Source organism: Achromobacter sp. CSND-B12 (assembly GCF_052906545.1).
Genome location: NZ_JBREGJ010000001.1, coordinates 4,604,006 through 4,619,689, shown reverse-complemented (window position 1 = coordinate 4,619,689; position 15,684 = coordinate 4,604,006). Strand labels below are relative to the sequence as shown.

Genomic DNA, 15,684 nt, shown 5'->3' with positions numbered 1-15,684 from the left:
CCTACTGCCGGGCCAGCGCGTACACCAGGCAATGCTCGGTGGCGCGCGCCATGTACTTCTTGATGGAACTGACCGTCACGCCCAGGCGGGCGGCGATCTCGGCGTAGCTGGCCCCTTCCAGCTGGGACATCAGGAAGGCGCGCCGCACCTTGTCGCCCAGGCCGTGCAGCATGGCGTCGATCTCGCGGATGGTCTCGAGCAGGATGGCCTGCGTCTCGGGCGATATGGCGCTGGCCTCGGGCTGCTGCGCCAGGGTTTCGAGCCAGGCGCGTTCCAGCACCTGGCGGCGGATGTGGTCGACCAGCGTGCGCTGCGCCACCGTGGCCAGGAAGCTGCGCGGCTGCCGCACGCCCTGCAATTGCGCCATCGATGCCGGCGACGCCAGCAGGCGCAGGAAGGTGTCCTGGGCCAGGTCGGCGGCCTCGGCCGGCACGTTCAGGCGCCGCAGCAGCCAGCCGCGCAGCCAGCCGTGATGGTCGCGGTACAGCCTGCCAAGCTCGCGGTGTTCCAGGGATTCCGTGGACGACATGGCCGTCGCGTCAGCGCCTTGTGAATTTCGGGAATGGGAATTGTAATCATTATTGATGAAGGCGTTCAAATGCCCTTCCCATTACGGCCGACGCCGCCCGGTGTCTCACCACGTCACATAGAACATCGCCTTGGCCAGCACCACGATGCCGACCATGTGACAGAAAACGCTGATGTGAATGCGCCGCTGCACGGCCGGCGTCAGCCGCCGCTTGCGGGCCAGCGCCAGGGCCGTGACGACGTGCACCGCCACGCTCGCGGCCAGCGCGATCTTGATCGACAGCAGGATGCCCAGCGGCGAGCCGGCGGGATGCGCCAGCGCGTTGCCGTATTGCGATGCCAGGCCCAGGCCCGCCAGGTACAGCACCAGCACCGCCCACGGCACCGTGCCGCGCACGCGCGGGCCGAGCTGGGCGCCGAGCGCCTTGCGCACCTCGGGCGGCAGGCGCCGGTGCACCGGTTCCAGGAACAGCACCTCGAAGGTCACCGTGCCGACGAAGACGAAGGCGGCCAGCAGGTGCAGGGTCAACAGCAAGGGATAGGTGTTCATGGCGGTGCCTGGATAGGTCATCAGAACCGGTAGGCCACGCCCGCGCTGAACGCCCTGCCGTTGCCTGGCAGGAAGATCGGCATGGCCGCCGTCGCGCTGTTGCGGATGGCGTAGCTGCTGGCGTAGGTCTTGTCGGTGAGGTTGTCGGCCTGCACGTAGGCGCTCCAATGCGCATCATGCTCGTAAGCGATCTTGAAACCCAGCAGCGCATAGGCATTCTGCTGCGTGCCCGGCGCGTTGGCGTGGTTGGTCTCAGTGTCGCTCATCAGCCAGCGCAGGTTGGGCCCCGCGCGCCAACCGCCTTTGCGGTACATCAACTCGGCGCTCAGCAGGTGGCGCGGCACCCCGGCGATGCGGTTGCCCTGGAATTCCCCCTCGCGGAAACGGAAGTCGCTGAAGGTGTAGGCGACGCGGTAGTCCAGCAGGCCGTCGCCCGGCGCCGGCAGGCTGCCGGACAGGCCCGCTTCGATGCCCTGGTGGCGGGTACGGCCGCGGTAGTTGTAGGTGCCGGCCGGCGTGCCGTTGGCGTTGGTGACGGACATGAGTTCATCCTCCACCCGGCTGCGATAGAGCGACACGGTCCAGCGCAGGTCACGGCCGGCCACGGCGAAGGTGCCATCGCCGCCGAGTTCGACCGTCAGCGCGCGTTGCAGGTCGAGCTTGCTCATGGAAGTGACGGCGGTGGCCGGGTTCATGGGCGCGGGCACTTCGCCGTTGACGATTTCCCAGAAGGTCGGCGCCTCGTTGCTGCGGCTGACGTTGGCATACCAGCGCTGCGTCTGCGCCGGTTGCCAGACGATGCCCAGGCGCGGGGTGGCGTAGTTCCAGTCCTGGTCCAGCGTCTTGCCGCTGCCGCGCTCGCGCGCATCGCGCACCGCCTGGGTGTACTTCAGGTCACCGACCAGGCTGAGCTGCCCGGTGAGGTGCCAATCCAGGCCGATCAGCGCGCTGCGGTTCTCGGCCGTCAAGGCATAGTTGCCGAAGCGTTGCAGGCGGCGGCCATCGGCGGGACGGATGGCGTAGAAGTCGCGGTCCATATTGCTACGCTGCCAGTCGAGCGCCACGCGGTAATCGACACTGCCCGCCTTGCCGGCCAGCTGCCACGCCAGGCCGTAGGTATCGCCGTCCGTGACGTTGGCGACCTGCGGGTTGGTGAAGTCGTCATTGGTGCGCTGCCAATAAAGGCCGGCGGTCTGGTTCAAGTCGTCGCTGCCCCAGTAGCTGCGGTTGGCGATGCGGAACTGGCTGGTATCGCGGTGCGGATCACGGTTGTAGACGTTGTTGGCCAGGTCCTGCGGCGAATTGCCGTCGCCCAGCACGCCGCGCGGATCCGCATACATGCGGGCCTTGGGCACCGGCTGGGGAATGTCGAACCTGAGGTCGGTGTAGGACAGATAGGTACGGTTCTCGAACGTCCCGCGACGAAAGCCCAGATTGCCCTGGAAGCTGGAGCGTTCGGACGCCGAATGATGGCGATAGCCATCCGACTTGTCGTAGCCGAAGCTGAAGCGGCCATCCAGGCGCTCGTCCTCGAAGCCCTTGGACAAGGTGACCGAACGCGTACCGAAGCTGCCAGTGCCAAGCCGGATCTGGTCGCCCTGGGTGCCTGTGAGCGACCGGAAGTCGACTTCACCGCCCAGCGTCGTGGCGCCGGGCGCCAGCGCATTGGCCCCGCGCCGCACGGCGACCAGGCCCGCGTTGCGAGGCTCGAGCAGGCTGATGACGAACGAGCCGTCGGCATCGTTCAGCGGCAAGCCGTCCTGCATCAGCAGGATGCCGCGGCTGAGGGGATTGCTCTGGATGCCGGAACCGCGGATGTTCAGCCGGGGCTGGTCCAGTCCGCCGAAGAATTCCTGCACCACCACGCCCGGCTGGTAGTCGAGCGCATCACGCAGCGTGATCAGGCGCACCTCCTGCTGCGGCAGGATCAGGTTGGTGCCACCCGGCACGGCCTGTTGTTCGGCCTGGATCCGCCGGGGACCGGGATCGAGCCCGCGCGTGACGGACTCGCCGGACACGACCACCGGCGACAACGACGGCACGGCCTGGCCGGCCGCGGGAGGCTGCGGCTGGGCATGGGCCGCGGACAGACCAAGCACGCCCAGGGTGAGGCTGGACGCCAACTGGCGTAGGAGGGGGGATGTCATACGAGTACTTCCACGTAGCAAGGAAACAAAAGAGCGTTCATGGCGGAGCCGGCGAACGGGGAAATCGGAACGGCGGAAATCCCGGCAATGGCCGCGTCACGGCCCGGCGCCGGCCTCCAGCAACAGGGCGCGCAGGCGCACGGCCGACAAGGCGCCAGTGGCGTCCGGCTCGATGGCAATGACGCTCCCCTGCCGCACCAGCACGCAGCGGTCGACCAGGCCCAGCAATTCCTCGGGGTCGTGGCTGATGCACAGCAAGGCCGCGCCGCTGCGGACCAGTTCCTCGCGGCAATTGGCGACCAGCTGGCGGCGCAGCGCCGGATCGAGCGCGCTGAAGGGTTCGTCCAGCATCAGCAGGTCGGGTCCCAGCGCCAACGCGCGGGCCAGGGCGACACGCTGCGCCATGCCGCCCGACAACTCGCCCGGCCACGACTGCATCGCCGCGTCCAGCCCCACCCGGGCCAACCATTGCGCCGCCAGCGCCCGCGCCCTGGCGGGCGCATGGCCGACAGCACGCAGCGGCAACGCCACGTTGTCCAACGCGTGACGCCAGGGCAGCAGCCGCGGCTCCTGGAACATCAGCGCGGCGTGGCGAAAATCGTTGCGCAAGGAGCCGCCGCTGGGCCGCGCCAAGCCGGCGGCCAGGCGCAACAGGCTGCTCTTGCCGGCGCCGCTGGGGCCGATCAGCCCCAACCGCTCGCCCGGACGCAGGCGCAGGTCGACATCGCGCAACACGGATTGCGCGCCATAACGCAGGGACAGGCCGCGCAACTCAAGCATGGCTCGGCTCCATCCAGCGCCCCAGGCGCCGCTGCAGCGGTTGCAGGAAGGCGAATTCCAACAAGGCCACCAGGCCCAGGATCAGCAGCACCCAGGCATACAGCTCGGCCGTGTCGAAGGTGCTGCGGGCATTGGCCAGCGCGTAGCCCACGCCGTTCTCGGCGCCCAGCACCTCGGCCATGACCACCAGCCGCACGCCGCCGCAGGCGGCGATCAGAAGCGCCGCCAGCAGCGGCGCGCTGAGCGCGGGCAGGTACAGGTGCCGCAAGCGCAGCCAGGGGCCATAGCGGTAGACCTGCGTCATCTCGATCAGCTTGCGGTCCACGTGCAGCATGCCCTTGACGGTGTTGACATACATGCCGGGCGCCATCATCAGCGTGGTGATGAAGATCACCATCGACGAACCCAGGCCGAACCAAAGCATTGCCAGCACCACCACGACCACCGGCGGCATCGCCATCAGCAGCCAGCGCAGGGGCTCGATCAGGCCGCGCAGGCGGGCGCTGTGGCCGGCCAGCATGCCCAGCGCGAAACCCAGCAATGCGCCGGCCAGCACACCGACGCCGATGCGCATCAGGCTGACGCCAGCGTTGGCGAAGAATTGCGGGCCGCGCACCAGCGGGCCGATGGCGCGCAGCGCCTCCCAGGGCGTCGCCATGAGCAGCGGCCCGAGCCGGCGCGCGGCCAGGTGCCAGGCCAGCAACAGCAGCAGCACGCCGGCCGCGCTCCAGGCGCGCGAGGTGCGCAGGGCCGGCGCCCCCTGGCGCGAAAAACGCGGGCCGCTCATGGCCCGTAGAAGCCGACCGGCGGCAGGCCGCCGCCGATGGCCTGGGGATAGCGGTTGGCCAGCAACTGGTACAGGGCCTCGATGTCGGCACGCGCCTCGCGAGCGCTGCGGCTCCGCAGGCGCGTCTGGCGGATCGCGGCTTCGAGGGCGGCCTGCGGCATGTGCGGCAGATGCTCGCGCACCAACGCCGCACATTCGGCCGCATGATCCATGCACCAGCGCGCGGACGCGGCATAGGCCGTGTCGACCGCCTGGCACAGCGCCACGTCGTCGGCCATGCCCGCGGCGGCCATGATGCCCGCCTGCGGCAAGGCAGGCTGCGCGGGGAACGCGGCGCGCCAGGCCTGCTCCAGGCTCGGACCGCGGTGCAACGTGGGCGCGCCCGCCTGCTGCCGCGCGCGCCACAGCAGCAGCGACGCCATGGGTTCGACCAGCAGCGCCTGTTCAGCCTGGCCGTCCAGCATCAGCGCGATCGCGTCCTGGCCGTCGCGTGTGCGGCGCAGCCTGACGGGCGCCAGACCGCGCGCGGCCTGGGCCTCGAGCAGCGTATCCAGCAGCACCGCCGGCAGGTCGCGCTGGAATGGCACCGCCAGCTCGCGGCCGGCCAGGTCCTCGAACGACTGGATGGCGGGGTCGCGGCTGACCAGCCAGAGAATGCCCCACACCGAGATGTTCAGCAGCCGCACCGGCAGCCCGCGGTTGCGCAACAGCGCCGGCAGCGTGCTGGGCGCGGCGCTGAAGTCGACGTCGCCCTTCACCAGCAGCGTGCGCAGCTGGTCGGCGCTTTGCCACAGGCGAAAGCGCACCGCGTCCGCCTGCCCGGCCAGGGCGCCGGTCGCGGCCATGTGCATCAACGGATAGCTGACCACGGCGCCAGGCCCGGCCAGCGTGAGCGTGGCGCGTGGACGGGGGCCGGTCACGCCCCAGCGCGGCAGCAGCGCCGCGGCGCTGACCGCGGCGCAGAAACGGCGGCGCGTCGGGATGTTCTTCATGGAATATCAAATGGGAATTGTTATCGTTTAAAATTTTCCCATTCACGCGCAAAGACCCAGAATGACAAATATCAATCTGCCCGACCCGGTCGCGGCGGACCTGCTCGCCCGCCATCCGCTGCTGCGCAGCCTGCCGCCGCCGGCGGCCGCCGAAGTCGCCACGTACCTGGTGGGCGACGCCGTGCCGCTGCGCGCCGAGGCCGGACAGATCCTGTTCGGCGAAGGCGACGTCGCCCGCCACTACCTGTTGGTGGGCCACGGCCAGGCCGAGGTCATGCGCTATGGCTACAACGGCGACGAACGCGTCTTCCGCGTGTTCGAGCCGGGCACGCTGATGGCCCATGCCGCCATGTTCATGCCGCATGGCCGCTATCCGATGCAGGCGCGGGCGCGCACGGCTTTCCAGGGCTGGCGGCTGTGCCGTCGCCGGCTGCACGAGGCCTGCCGCCAGTGGCCGGACCTGGCGCTGGCGCTGCTGGCAGGGCTGAGCAAGAACCTCTACGACCAGGTCAACAGGGTCGACTGGATGACGTCCAGCTCCGCGCCGGAGCGGTTGGCCAACTATCTGATGGGACTGCGCGAGCGCCAGGGCGACACGGTGACGCTGCCGCTGAACCAGCGCCAGCTGGCCGCGCACCTCGGTATCCGCGCCGAAACCCTGAGCCGCCTGCTGAATGACTGGCAGACCCAGGGCCATGTCAGCGGCAAGCGCCGCGAATGGATACTGCACACGCCGGCCTACCTGGAAAAACTGGCGACGACGGCCAAACGGCCGTTCTGACGGCCGGCTGCCACGCCCGGCGCGCCGCGACGCCGGCCGTGATGCCGGGCCCGCCAATGACATTCGTCATCGGCGCCGCCCTCCCCTCCGGCCGACAATGGGACTGGTCTTGCCCCCTGCCCCATCATGCCGCCCGATTTCCCCGACCTTCCCGCCGCGCCGATCAGCGAGGATGACATCCGCCGCCTGGTCCACCGGTTCTATGCCCGCGTGCGCCAGGACGACACGCTGGCGCCTATCTTCGACGCGCGCGTGACCGACTGGGATGCGCACCTGGCCATGCTGTGTGATTTCTGGTCCGCGCTGCTGCTGGGCACGCGCCGCTTCAAGGGCGCGCCGATTCCGGCGCACGCCCGCATTCCAGACCTGTCATGGCCACTGTTCCAGCGCTGGCTGGCGCTGTTCCACCAGGTCACCGCGGAAGTCGGGCCGCCGCTGCTGCAGGCGCAGGCCGACGCCATGGCCGAACGCATCGCCGCCAAGCTGTGGCACGTCTGGCAGCAGCGGCACGCCATGCCCGGCCTGCCGGATACCCTGCCCGCGAACGTGCGTCCCTACCGCGACAGCCCCATGTTCACGCCCGACAACCTGCCCGCCGCATTGCGCGCCGCGCATACGACCAAGGCGGGAACCTGGGGATTGTTGACCGTGTACAGCGGCGTGCTGCGCTACACGCTGGACGATCCGCCGCACACCGAAGTGGTGCTGGCCGCCGGACAGCGCGTGCTGATCGCGCCGCAAGTGCGGCATCACGTCGCCTTCGAACTGCCTGGAAGCTTCCAGATCACGTTCTGCCGCGCGGATGGGGCCTCGCCGGCAGACGCCGAACGTTCGGCGTAGTCGCCCCGGGGCCCTGGGAGGCCGCGCCCGATCGGGCGCGGCAGGTGCTTACTTCTTCTTGCCCGAGGCGTCCTGCTCGACCACCATGTCCAGCACGTACACCTTCGACGGCGCGTCGGCCGGCGGGTTCTTCCAATCGTAGCGCTTGACCCGCAGCACGGTGCGCACGCCATCGCGGTGATCGTAGCCTTCGATCGACTGGTACAGCGGATGCCAGTCTTCCTGCGGCGGCAGCTGCACCCCGGCGTCGTTGTAGCGGCGCTCACGCACCATCAGGCACTGGTAGCGAGGAATCATGGGATGGCTGCAGTCGGCGCGCTTGGGCGCCACTTCCAGGAACATGATCTCGCCGGCGCTGCCGTACAGGGTCTCCGGCGTCGGTTCGCCGACGAACTTCAGCACGCTGCCGTCCCGCGCCACCAGCTCCAGCGCGGGCTCGGCCGGGTCGCCGCCGAGCGTGGCGCGCAGGTCGCCCTTCAGGCGCTGGCCGATCTCGGCGTCCAGCGTCATCAGGCTGGGCTCGCAGGCCTTCATGGTGGAAGCCAGATTGGCGACCTGCAGCACGCCGTTCTTGTAGGTATAGCCGCCGAACTGCGCATTGCAGCCGCCGCGCACGTTCAGGGCATCGGCCGTGAACGACAGGCGCAAGGGCTGTTCGACGCCCTTTTGCAGGGCGGGGATGGATTTGCCCGAGGCATCGGTGGCCGACACCAGGCGCCAGTAGTAAGCGGGCAGGCTCACCGCGTTCGCGGCGGGCGTCGCGGAAGAAGTGGACATGGAGGACGATCCTTCGCCAGGGGTGGTAACCGGTGCGCAAGCCTGCAGCAGCGCGGCGCAGACAGACGCCAGGAGAATTGTTTTTTTCATGGTGGGTTCCTATCAGCCGTGCGGCACTGGTGAAAACCCGGATTCTACGTCCGCGCCATGGACGAAATGGGCGGGTTCTGTCCTTGGACGTATCAAAATCTTGCCGCCTGACTGAACTCAGGCTGACACCTGCAAGCATCTCCGCCCGCGCCTTCCCCCTGCGGCGGCGCGGCCAATCCCGGTACGCGGCGCGGGCGGATCGCGGCCCGCCGCGCAATTACAGTCTGACACTCACGGGCCACGCCCCGGCGCAACACTCTGCGCAGTAATGCAGATCTTTGCGGGCGCCCACGCGTGACGGGGCGCCCGCCGCGCCTCAATCCACCCGCAGCATCCCGGCATCGTCGCGCACCCGGCCTTGCGCCTGCAGCGCCGACAACGCCAGTCCCAGCCGCGCCTCGGCATCCGCCAGCGTGCGCGACAGGCCCAGGAGGCGGCAGACCGACTTGATCACATCGGCCCGCGGCGCGTTGCCGGTCGTGGCCAGCACCCGCAGCACGCCGTTGGCCAGTTCTTCCAGGCAGACATCGTCGACGCGGCGGCGCGAGGCCTCGTCCTCGCCGGCGCCGCGAAAGTCCGCCCACGCCGCCGGCCGCGCACCGGCGGGCCAGAGGAACGTGACCTCGCCTTCGTGCGTGCGGCCGCTGTCGGCCGGCGTCAGCTGGCGCAGGCGCTCGACGATGCGCGCGCCGGTGCGTTCCAGGCCCCAGGCCCGCGCCACCCGCCGATGCAGCACGCTTTCGGGCAGGGGGCCCTCGGTCTCGATCACCTGGCGCAGCTCGGCGGTCAGTCGCGCATTGCTGGCGCGGTCGTAGAACGCCTGCGCGTCGCCCGGCGCCAGGTCGGTCACCTGGTAGGTCGTGATGGCGCCCGCCGCCGTGTTCGGCCGCGGCGGCGCCTGGCCCGGCATCGTGCCGGAGCCGGCCGCGTCCACGCCATCCTCGGTGGTGATGGTGAAAGCCACGTCGTCCGCCTGCGCCGCGTCGTCCTCGTCGGAACCAGACTGTGGGCCAGGCTGCGGGTCAGGCTCCGGTTCGGGCGCGGGCGCTTCCTCCTCGCGCGCCAGTTCCGCGTCCAGGCGGGCCAGCAGCTTGTCCACTTCGCGTTCGGGATTGATCCACCAGTCGGTCGACCAGATCCGGTGCAGGCGCCACCCCAGCCCTTCCAGCACCACCTGCCGCAGGCGATCGCGGTCGCGCGCGGTGGCCCCGGCATGATAGGCACGGCCATCGCATTCGATGCCCAGCAGGTAGCGCCCCGGCGCGCGCGGATCGACCACGCCCATGTCGATGCGATATCCCGAGCAGCCGACCTGCGGATGCACCACCCAGCCGCGCTCGCGCAGCACCTTGATCACCTGCGTCTCGAACGGGCTGTCGGGCTCGCGCCCCGTGGGCAGCGACTGCGCCACCAGCGCGCGCGGCCCCTTCAAGGCGAACTCCAGATAGTGCTTCAGGTCGCGCACGCCGGCGGCGCGCACGCGCGACAGGTCGATCTGCTGCGGCGCCAGCGTGCTGTAGATCACCACGCCTTCGCGGGCCCGCGAGATCGCCACGTTCAGGCGGCGGTGGCCGCCTTCGCCGTTGAGCGGGCCGAAGTTCATCGTCATCTTGCCGGCCGCATCCGGCCCATAGGTGATCGAGAAATGGATTACGTCGCGCTCGTCGCCCTGCACGTTCTCCAGGTTCTTGATGAAAAGCGGTTCGCGCGCCTGCGCCGCAATGGCCTTGTCGAGAGCGGCATTGGCGCGGCGGCGCGCATCCAGCAGCGTTTCGATGAGCGACTGCTGCGGCTGGTTGAAAGTCACCACGCCCAGGCTCTGGCGGCGCCGCGCCGGGTCGAGGTAATGGCGCTCGATGCCCTGCACGATGGCCTCGGCCTCGGCGCGGTTGGTGCGGCTGCCGCCGCGGTCGTAGACGCCGGCCACGCGCTCGAGCCGCACCGCCACGTCGTCGGTGACCGGCGACGGGAAGGTGATGAGCTGCGAATCGTAGTAGGTCACGTTGCTGAAGGTGATCAGGCTTTCGTGGCGGCTGCGGTAGTGCCATTGCAGGCGCAGGCGGTTCATGTCGGCGCCCAGGCATTCGTCCAGGATGCTCTCCAGGTCTTCCACCTGGCCATCGTCGCCGGCGCCGTCGTCGTCGTTGGCCGACTTGCTGAAGAAGCTGGTGGGCGGCAGCTGCTTGGTGTCGCCCACCACCACCAGCTGCTGGCCGCGCGCGATGGCGCCGATCGAATCCCACACCGGAATCTGCGAGGCTTCGTCGAACACCACCACATCGAACTGCGAATGACCGGCGTCCAGGTATTGCGCCACCGACAGCGGCGACATCAGCAGGCACGGCTTGAGGCGCGGCAGCAGCGACGGCAGGCGCTGCATCAGCTGGCGCACCGGCACGTGGCGCGCCTTCTTCTGCAATTCCCGGCGCAACAGGCCCAGTTCGCTGTCGGGACTGACCAGGACGGCATTGCTGGCCGGCACCTTGCCGGCCAGCAATGCCGCGATATGGGCCGACGTGAGTTGCTGGAAGCGGTCATCGGCCTGGCGAAACTCGCGGATCTTGCGATCGTGGTCGGCGCTGGAGAACGACCGCAGCAGCGGCGAATGGTCGATGACCTTCTTGACCCACCAGTTGCGATAGCTGAACTCGAAATGCGCCTCGACCCGGGCCAGCGGCACGCGGCCCCGCTCCAGCGTCGCAACCAGGCCCTGCAGCTGCATGCCGATGGCCTGGTCGCGCGCCTGGCGCCAGACGCACCACGGCATCAGGCTCTGCTTGTTCAGCCGCCATCCGGCCAGCACGGCCTGAATGCGTTCGAGCGCTCCGCCGTCGTGTTCCTGCCCCTGCAACGGCATGGTGGGATGCGCCAGGCCCTCCACCACGGCAAGCTGGTCGCGCAGCGCGCGCCAGGCATTGCGGGTGTCGAGCAGGCGCCCGCCAAGCGCGGCGCCCGGCTGCAGGAAGGCGCGATTCTCGCCCACCAGCGGTTGCAGGCGCGTGCGCAGCGCGCCGGCCGCGGCCGGATCGCCGGCCATCAGCGTGACCGCCTCGGCGAAGCGTTCGGCCCATTGTTCGTGGCGCCCGACCTGTTCCCAATCCGTGTCCAGGCCGGCGTAATCGTTCAACAACAGGCGTTCGGCATCGGCCTTCAGGGACGCCAGTTCCCGGTCTTCGGCATTGACCCGCGCCAGCGGCGCCAGCATCGCGTCGATGGCGGCATCGTCCGGACGGCGCGCGTCGACACGAAACGCCGCCAGCCGCTTGCGCAGGCGCCGCTTGGCGAAGGCCGACTTGGGCCACCAGGCGGCACGCGCGGCCTGCCATTCGGCCTGCAGCGCGGTGCTGTCCAGGTCCGCCAGGCGCGCCTGCCAGGACGCGCCGACCTCGGCCCAATGCGCATTGCGCGCCAGGCCGTGACGGGCCAGCGCCTGCACCCGCTGGCGCGCCGCGGGATCATGCGCCTGCGCGGCCAGGCCCGTGGGCACCCGCGGCGCCGCCAGCAATACGTCGATCAATGCATCCAGGCGCGCATAGGCCTCCAGGCCCAGGCCGGCGACCGGCACGCCCAGTTCGGCGCCGGCGACGTCCACGCAGGCCTTGAACGCGTCCGCCGCCCGGTCCAGGGCCTGCGCCGCCGCCAGCAGCTCGTCCTGCCAGCTGGGGCTCCACCCGGTCATGCCGATGTGGGCCAGGGCGTGGCCATGCAGCGCGCCCAGTTCGCCGGACAGCGTCGACATGCGCCGCGCCGCCTCGCGCAACTGCGCCAGCTCGTCCTCGCCATGCGCCTGGGCATCGGGCCAGGACAGCGGCGACGGTTCCTCGCCGCTGTGTTGGATGCAGGTGCCGATGGCGTCGTAGACCGTCAGGCCGTTGCCATGCCGCTGATGCAGGGCTTGGACCAGGCCGTTCAGTTCCTGGCGCAGCGCCGCCAGGCGCTCGGCTTCGCGGTTCCATTCATCGCTGCTGCGCTGGCCGCCCAGTTCCAGCGCCCGACCGAGCTGCTGCAGCACTTCGGACTTGCGCGCCTTGGACGAATGCAATTCCAGGCAGAACGGTCCCAGGCCGATATTGGCCAGGCGGCGATGCACCACCTCCAGCGCCGCCATTTTTTCCGAAACGAACAGCACCGTCTTGCCACGCGCCAGCAGGTGCGCGATCAGGTTGGTGATGGTCTGGCTCTTGCCGGTGCCGGGCGGGCCTTCGAGCACCAGGTCGCGGCCGGCATCGACCGCGCAGATCGCCTTCAACTGCGAGGAATCCGACAACAGCGGCGTCAGCAGGTCCTGCGGCCGGTAGCTTTCGTCCAGGCGCTCGAAGCGCGGATCCCAGGGTTCCTGCGCGAAAGCCTGGCCGGGGTGCTCGATCAGGTGCCGCACCACGCGGTTGGCCTTGAGCTGGCCGCTGCGGTCCTGCAGGTCCTTCCACATCAGGTATTTGGTGAACGAGAAAATCCCCAGGTGCACCTGCTCCAGCACTTCCCAGCCGGCGATCTCGCGCACCGCCAGGCGGAACGCCTGCAACACCCGCGCCACGTCCACGCCCTTATCGTCGGCCGGCAGCGCATCGAGGCCGGGGATGCGCAACTCGTAGTTGTTGCGCAGCATCTGCAGCAACGTGGGGTTGATGATGGTCTCGTCATCGTGGCGCACCAGCCGGAAACCGCTGCGCACCGACTGGCGCTGCAGCGACACCGGCACCAGGATCAGCGGCGCCAGGTGACTGCTCTCGGCGGCGGGATGCTCGGTCCAGCGCAGCATGCCCAGGGCCAGGTACAGCGTATTCGCGCCGCCTTCCTCCAGCCCGGTGCGCGCGGCGCCGAAGATGGTCAGCAGGTTGGCGTCCAGCGCCTCCTGCGCCACGCGGGCGATCAGTTCCTTGTTGCCCAGCGCCTCCAGCGCCATGTCGTCCAGCGGCGCGCGGCCGCCACGGTCGACGTGCACCTGCGCCACGCGCGGGTCGCTGCCCTCCATCAAGGCGGCGGGCAAGGGACGGATGCGGAACTCGCCGCCGTCGGCAATGGCGTCTTCCAGCCGTCCCAGGTCGGGCACCACCAGCGGCAGGGTCGACTTGGTGTTCTTGAAATTCAGCAGCCGGTTGCGCAGCGTCAGGTCCAGCAGGCGCGATTTCCACTTGGCCAGGCGGCCTTCGGGCGTGTCGTCGGCCGGCTCCAGGCTGATGACGAACTCCGGATCCAGCGGCGGCAGCTGGGGCGTGGGTTCGATGGCGGCGGGCGCCTCGGAGGCATCGGCTTCGCCCGGCGCCGTGGCGCCGGCACGCGACGGCAGCGGCTTGATCTGCAGCTCGCGCGCCCGGTACACGTCGATGGCGTAGCGGAACGTATCGTCTTCGCGCAGGTGCGCGGCGCCCTGTTCCAGCGCCAGCCGCAGCGACGGCCGGAAACTCGGATGCTGGGCGATGCCGGTGGTCTCGAAGGCCAGGAATTCGCCGCTGTCCACGCGCTTGCGCACGGCCTGCACGTCGTCGGTCAGCGGATCGGCGAAGCAGGCCGGATGCAGCCACACGCCTACCCAGGCGTGGCCTTCCTTCATCAGGATCACGGGGCGCAGCCCGGCCTGCTCCAGGCACGACGAAAACAACATCGCCAGGTCCAGGCAAGTGGCCACGCGGGCCTCCAGGATGCGGTCGGGCGTGCGGATCTTCTGGCCGTCGACGCCGAACGATGCGGGCGGCTCGGCGTAATGCAGCGTTTCGGCCGCCAGCGTGCTGTAGATGGCCGACACCTGCTTCCAGACCACGTCTCGGCTCTTGGACTGGTAGCCGTTCATGGTCAGGTCGCTGTGCTGTTCGCGCAGCAGCCGGGCGGCCTTGCCGATGAGCCCGTCAACGGCCGGGTTGTTGGGCATGGAAAACGCGGCCAGCAATTCCGGCAGCGCGCGGGTGCCGGCCCACTGGTCATAGGCCAGCACCGCCACGGGCTGCGCGGCGCGGCCCACTTCGCGCCCATCGGCCTGCGCCGTCACCTCGATGGCGGCGCGCTGCGCTTCCTGCAGATCGGCCAGGTAGCCATGGTCGGGCGCCAGGTCCAGCGGCGCGATGCGGCGGATTTCGCCGGGCACCAGCACATCGAAGCGCAGCCTCACCGGCTGCGCGAAGGCCGGATTGCAGCGGATCTGGACCTCGACGTTCTCGAAAGTCTCCTGCGAGCGGTTGACCAGGCGCAGCGATCGCAGGACCGGCACCGCATTCTGGATGGAGGCGTAGCCCAGCGTCGGATCGGCCTCGATCTCGATCATCACGCCATCCCGTGTCGCGACGTCCTGTCCGACCGGCTCCAGCGCCGCCATGCCGGCGCCATGCGCGGCGCCCTCCCGCATCGCCGGGGATTCCAGGTCCAGTCGCTTGTCCATCGATTTCTCTCTGCTCGGTTCTTCGCCCATTGGGCAGGGACTATAGACCGAAATCGATGGAATATTCGCGTCCGCCCCAACGTCCACAACAGGAGGGACCCACGCCGCGACGGCGCCGCGCCTCGTATCCCAACCCACCGGCCAAGCGCCTCGGCGCGCTGGCCGGCCCGCCGGAGAATCCCCGACATGAAATCGAATCGATCGACATTGCAACAGACACTGGCCGGCGCCCTGCTGGCGCTGGCCGCCGTGTCCGGCCCCGCCGCCTGGGCCGCGCAGGACCTGAACGTCTATGGCCCGGGCGGCCCGGCCCCGGCCATGAAGGAAGCGGCCGAGGCGTTCGGCAAGCAGCGCGGCATCGAGGTCAAGGTCACCGCCGGCCCCACGCCGGCCTGGGCCGAACAGGCCCGGCAGAATGCCGACGTGCTGTTCAGCGGCGCCGAGAACATGATGAGCGGCTTCGCCGCCACGCTGCCGGGCGTGTTCGACCTGCGCGATGCGCGCACGCTGTACCTGAGGCCATCCGCGATCCTGGTGCGGCCGGGCAACCCCAAGGGCATCCAGGGCTTCAAGGACCTGCTCAAGCCGGGCATCAAGGTCATGGCCGTCTCCGGCGCGGGCCAGACCGGACTGTGGGAAGACGTGGCCGGCCGCCTCGGCGACATCGAGACGGTGCGCGCCTTCCGCGCCAACCTGGTGCTGCCCGAAGCCGGCAACAGCGCCCAGGCGCGCAGCCAGTGGACCGAGGACAAGAGCATCGACGCGTGGCTGATCTGGAACATCTGGCAGGTGTCCAATCCGACGCTGGCCGACGTGGTGGCGGTGGAAGAGCCCTACCGCATCTACCGCGACGCCGGCGCGGTGGTGACGCGCCGCGGCAAGGCCAATCCGCAAGCGCAGGCCTTCGTCGAATTCCTCGCGTCCGCCGAGGGCCGCGCGATCTTCAAGAAGTGGGGCTGGAAAACGGACTGACGCCGACGGCTGCGCGTCAGCGGCATTCGGCGATAATCGGGCAACTCCATGACCGCCCGGCCGCCGCCGG

The 15,684-nt window shown here is 69.6% G+C and carries 11 protein-coding genes; 3 read left to right on the top strand and 8 right to left on the bottom strand.

Features of this window, described 5'->3' with window-relative positions; translation table 11 throughout:
• Position 1: 1 nt before the first annotated feature.
• From ACUTAG_RS21885 to ACUTAG_RS21860, 6 genes are all read right to left on the bottom strand, one after another.
• The gene (locus tag ACUTAG_RS21885) at positions 2–529 is read right to left on the bottom strand and encodes a sigma-70 family RNA polymerase sigma factor (protein WP_020924792.1); all 528 of its coding nucleotides are present in this window, start codon (positions 527–529) and stop codon (positions 2–4) included.
• Positions 530–634: 105 nt separating this feature from the next.
• Positions 635–1,078, bottom strand: a complete 444-nt coding sequence (locus ACUTAG_RS21880; RefSeq protein ID WP_049055488.1) for a CopD family copper resistance protein — start codon at positions 1,076–1,078, stop codon at positions 635–637.
• A gap of 20 nt (positions 1,079–1,098) precedes the next feature.
• On the bottom strand, positions 1,099–3,225 hold the full coding sequence (locus tag ACUTAG_RS21875; protein ID WP_024068038.1) for a TonB-dependent receptor family protein: 2,127 nt from the start codon (positions 3,223–3,225) through the stop codon (positions 1,099–1,101).
• Between the two features lie 96 nt (positions 3,226–3,321).
• On the bottom strand, positions 3,322–4,005 hold the full coding sequence (locus tag ACUTAG_RS21870; RefSeq protein ID WP_148316369.1) for an ABC transporter ATP-binding protein: 684 nt from the start codon (positions 4,003–4,005) through the stop codon (positions 3,322–3,324).
• Positions 3,998–4,792: an ABC transporter permease gene (locus ACUTAG_RS21865; protein ID WP_148316368.1), complete on the bottom strand. Its 795-nt coding sequence runs from the start codon at positions 4,790–4,792 to the stop codon at positions 3,998–4,000. The genes ACUTAG_RS21870 and ACUTAG_RS21865 overlap by 8 nt, the downstream gene beginning before the upstream one ends.
• Positions 4,789–5,784, bottom strand: a complete 996-nt coding sequence (locus tag ACUTAG_RS21860) for an ABC transporter substrate-binding protein (protein ID WP_148316366.1) — start codon at positions 5,782–5,784, stop codon at positions 4,789–4,791. The genes ACUTAG_RS21865 and ACUTAG_RS21860 overlap by 4 nt, the downstream gene beginning before the upstream one ends.
• A gap of 61 nt (positions 5,785–5,845) precedes the next feature.
• On the opposite strand from ACUTAG_RS21860, the gene ACUTAG_RS21855 reads away from it, so the two are divergent.
• Together ACUTAG_RS21855 and ACUTAG_RS21850 are read left to right on the top strand one after the other, a co-directional pair.
• A complete protein-coding gene (locus ACUTAG_RS21855) occupies positions 5,846–6,565 on the top strand; it encodes a Crp/Fnr family transcriptional regulator (protein WP_006389150.1) in 720 nt (239 codons plus the stop codon).
• A 126-nt stretch (positions 6,566–6,691) separates the two neighbouring features.
• Positions 6,692–7,405, top strand: a complete 714-nt coding sequence (locus ACUTAG_RS21850; protein ID WP_020924798.1) for a DUF1971 domain-containing protein — start codon at positions 6,692–6,694, stop codon at positions 7,403–7,405.
• A 48-nt stretch (positions 7,406–7,453) separates the two neighbouring features.
• Here the strand turns inward: ACUTAG_RS21850 and ACUTAG_RS21845 are convergent, their stop codons facing one another.
• The gene (locus ACUTAG_RS21845) at positions 7,454–8,182 is read right to left on the bottom strand and encodes an META and DUF4377 domain-containing protein (protein WP_035200692.1); all 729 of its coding nucleotides are present in this window, start codon (positions 8,180–8,182) and stop codon (positions 7,454–7,456) included.
• A gap of 406 nt (positions 8,183–8,588) precedes the next feature.
• On the bottom strand, positions 8,589–14,642 hold the full coding sequence (locus ACUTAG_RS21840; RefSeq protein ID WP_148316364.1) for a DUF3320 domain-containing protein: 6,054 nt from the start codon (positions 14,640–14,642) through the stop codon (positions 8,589–8,591).
• A 186-nt stretch (positions 14,643–14,828) separates the two neighbouring features.
• Here ACUTAG_RS21840 and ACUTAG_RS21835 point away from each other — a divergent pair, with 186 nt between their 5' ends.
• On the top strand, positions 14,829–15,614 hold the full coding sequence (locus ACUTAG_RS21835) for a substrate-binding domain-containing protein (protein WP_148316362.1): 786 nt from the start codon (positions 14,829–14,831) through the stop codon (positions 15,612–15,614).
• Positions 15,615–15,684: the final 70 nt, after the last annotated feature.

Bases quoted from the DNA above. Each gene is read 5' to 3' on its own strand.
- ACUTAG_RS21885 (WP_020924792.1), bottom strand. From the start codon at position 529: ATGTCGTCCACGGAATCCCTGGAACACCGCGAGCTTGGCAGGCTGTAC.
- ACUTAG_RS21880 (WP_049055488.1), bottom strand. From the start codon at position 1,078: ATGAACACCTATCCCTTGCTGTTGACCCTGCACCTGCTGGCCGCCTTC.
- ACUTAG_RS21875 (WP_024068038.1), bottom strand. From the start codon at position 3,225: ATGACATCCCCCCTCCTACGCCAGTTGGCGTCCAGCCTCACCCTGGGC.
- ACUTAG_RS21870 (WP_148316369.1), bottom strand. From the start codon at position 4,005: ATGCTTGAGTTGCGCGGCCTGTCCCTGCGTTATGGCGCGCAATCCGTG.
- ACUTAG_RS21865 (WP_148316368.1), bottom strand. From the start codon at position 4,792: ATGAGCGGCCCGCGTTTTTCGCGCCAGGGGGCGCCGGCCCTGCGCACC.
- ACUTAG_RS21860 (WP_148316366.1), bottom strand. From the start codon at position 5,784: ATGAAGAACATCCCGACGCGCCGCCGTTTCTGCGCCGCGGTCAGCGCC.
- ACUTAG_RS21855 (WP_006389150.1), top strand. From the start codon at position 5,846: ATGACAAATATCAATCTGCCCGACCCGGTCGCGGCGGACCTGCTCGCC.
- ACUTAG_RS21850 (WP_020924798.1), top strand. From the start codon at position 6,692: ATGCCGCCCGATTTCCCCGACCTTCCCGCCGCGCCGATCAGCGAGGAT.
- ACUTAG_RS21845 (WP_035200692.1), bottom strand. From the start codon at position 8,182: ATGTCCACTTCTTCCGCGACGCCCGCCGCGAACGCGGTGAGCCTGCCC.
- ACUTAG_RS21840 (WP_148316364.1), bottom strand. From the start codon at position 14,642: ATGGACAAGCGACTGGACCTGGAATCCCCGGCGATGCGGGAGGGCGCC.
- ACUTAG_RS21835 (WP_148316362.1), top strand. From the start codon at position 14,829: ATGAAATCGAATCGATCGACATTGCAACAGACACTGGCCGGCGCCCTG.